General features: G+C 68.1%; 2 protein-coding genes. One reads left to right on the top strand and one right to left on the bottom strand.

The features are described 5' to 3' along the window. Positions 1-163: 163 nt before the first annotated feature. Positions 164-1429 (bottom strand): trypsin-like peptidase domain-containing protein, encoded by a 1266-nt coding sequence (locus IEW98_RS15985; RefSeq protein WP_188764521.1) that lies wholly within the window; start codon positions 1427-1429, stop codon positions 164-166. 567 nt (positions 1430-1996) lie between these two features. Here IEW98_RS15985 and IEW98_RS15980 point away from each other — a divergent pair. Continuing rightward, entirely contained in the window at positions 1997-2233 is a 237-nt protein-coding gene (locus IEW98_RS15980) for a WGxxGxxG family protein (RefSeq protein ID WP_188764519.1), read from the top strand. The last annotated feature ends 175 nt before the right edge of the window (positions 2234-2408 follow it).

The following is a 2408-nucleotide window of genomic DNA, read 5'->3' as shown; positions in this document are numbered from 1 at the left end:
GGAAGGGGGGGGTGACGAAGAAGGGGGGTGACGGGGAAGGGGGGTGACGGGGAAGGGGGGGGTGACGGGGGTAGTGCACCGAGCGGGGGCGGGCGGGGTGTGCCCGGCGGTGGATGCTGAAACGAGTTCAGCATGACGAAGGGGTTTGGGGTTTGGGGTTGGCTCAGCCGATCACCGGCCCGGCCACTTCGCCGCCGATGGTGACGTCGAGCGACATTGCCTTGCCGGCGCGGACGATGCCGACCGGGACCGACGTGCCGGATTTCAGTTCGGCGACGAGGCGGGCGAGGTCGCGCGTATCGTTGACCGGCTTGCCGCCAAAACTGCGGACGATGTCGCCCTGGCGCAGGCCAGAACGCGCGGCCGAGCCGCTGGGGTCGACCTGGGCGATCAGCGCGCCTTTTGCTTCCTCGATGCCGAGGCTGTTGGCGATCTCGGGCGTCACCGGCTGCAGGGCGACGCCGATGCGGCCGCGCGAGACCTTGCCGTTGGCGACGATCTGCTGGGCGACCTGCTGTGCCATGTGCGCCGGGATGGCGAAGCCGATGCCGACGTTGCCGCCCGATGGCGAGAAGATCGCGGTGTTGACGCCGACGACCCGCCCGCGCGCATCGAACAGCGGACCACCCGAGTTGCCCGAATTGATCGCGGCGTCGACCTGGAGGAAATCGTCATAGGGGCCGGCGCCGATCTCGCGGCCGCGCGCCGAGACGATGCCCGCCGTGACGGTGTTGCCGAGGCCGAAGGGGCTGCCGACGGCAAAGACGCTGTCGCCGACGCGGGTGCGGTCGCTGTCGCCCCAGGAGACGGGGGTGAAGCTTGTGTTTTTCGCACCTTCTATGCGGATGACGGCAAGGTCGGTCTGGGGGTCGCGGCCGAGCACAATGCCCTGGAATTCACGGCCGTCGCTGAGCTGGACGGTGACGGTCGTTGCATTGCCGACGACGTGGTTGTTGGTGACGACGACTCCCGAGGCATCGACGATGAAGCCCGAGCCCAGCGCGCCGGCGTGTTCGGGGCCGCGCGGCTGGGGGCCGCGCTGTTGGGGCGCTTCGTTGCCGAAAGGGTTGCTGCCGCGTTCGCGCAGCGCGTTGCCGAACAGGTCGCGCAGGCGGTCTTCGAGGCCGCCGGGAAGCTGGCCGCCGAATCCGCCGCCAAATTGCTCCTGGTCGCCATAGGCCATCTGCTGCATCCGGCCGGCGTCGGGCTTGACCTGGATCTGGACCACACTCGGGCCGACGGCTTCGACCATGTCGGCGAGCGACGCGGCCGGGCCGGTGGCGGGGGCGAAGGCCGCCGGGCCGGCGACGATCGCCGGGACAGGCGACGCCGCGGCGGGAACGCGATCGGCGAAAAGGACGCCGGCGGCGGCGCCGGTGCCGGCGAGGAGGACAGCGGAAACGCCGAGCTGGATTTTCGAGATGGCCATTTTTGCTCCGGGGGGAAGAGTGATGGAGCGGGTTTAGCGGATGGGGGTGAAACCGGATTGTGGGGAAGATGAAATGGAATTCAGGAATGGCCTGTCGGTCGTCGCGCCGCCGCCGGGAGCAGGAGGGCTTCGCAGGCTGAACGCGTTGGTCGTATGAGGAGGCCGGCGCGGTGGTGGTTTCGGCTCGCGGCTGGGTGTGGGTAGGGGCGAAAATCACGGGATCGGTATTGTGGCGGGTCTTGCGCTGGCTGGCGCGGGGTGTCGCTGCGGTGGTGCTGCTGCTGGTGCTGGTGGGAACGTCCGCGCACGCCTGGCCGATGGCGCCGGGCGGGCTGTTGCAGGCGTGGCTACCGAGGTGCCGGCCGAGCTGGACGCGGCGGCGATCGATGCGGCGGATTGGGCCGGCTACCTGGCCCCCGAGGACAAGGCGATGCGTTCGTCGCGGCGCGGGTCCGGTCCGACAATGTGCTTGCGTGCGTTCTGCGGCGATAAAAGGGAGCCGTGAAAATTCCTGGGAACCCTGTTGACGGAAATCAGTTTGGACGAAACCCTAACAGGAGGACGATAATGTCGAACAAGCATCTCGCACTCGCTCTTGCTGCAACAATCATGATGGGCAACGCTGCTGCCGCCGTTGCGCAGGACAGCGCGACCACGACGACGACAGTTCCTGCCGATGTCGACGACGACGACGGCGACGAAGGCAAGTGGGGCCTGCTCGGCCTGCTCGGCCTGCTCGGCCTGGCGGGGCTTATGGGCCTCAAGCGCCGCGACCGGGATCATGACAACAACCGTCGGCCGTAACGGGCATTGACGATAGCGGAAAGGCCCGTTCCGCCGTGATTGAGGAGCGGGCTTTTTTGCGGCAGCTGCGCTAGGGCCGAGACTCATAACCACCACATGATGGCGGCGGCGAGGTGGATGTTGCCGAGGAAGTTGGCGGCGAGTTTATCGTAGCGGGTGGCGAGGCGACGGCAGT

Origin of the sequence: Sandarakinorhabdus glacialis (assembly GCF_014643455.1) — a bacterium.
GTDB lineage: Bacteria > Pseudomonadota > Alphaproteobacteria > Sphingomonadales > Sphingomonadaceae > Sandarakinorhabdus > Sandarakinorhabdus glacialis.
Note: the sequence above shows the minus strand (reverse complement) of the source record. Positions and strands in the feature narration are given on the sequence as shown.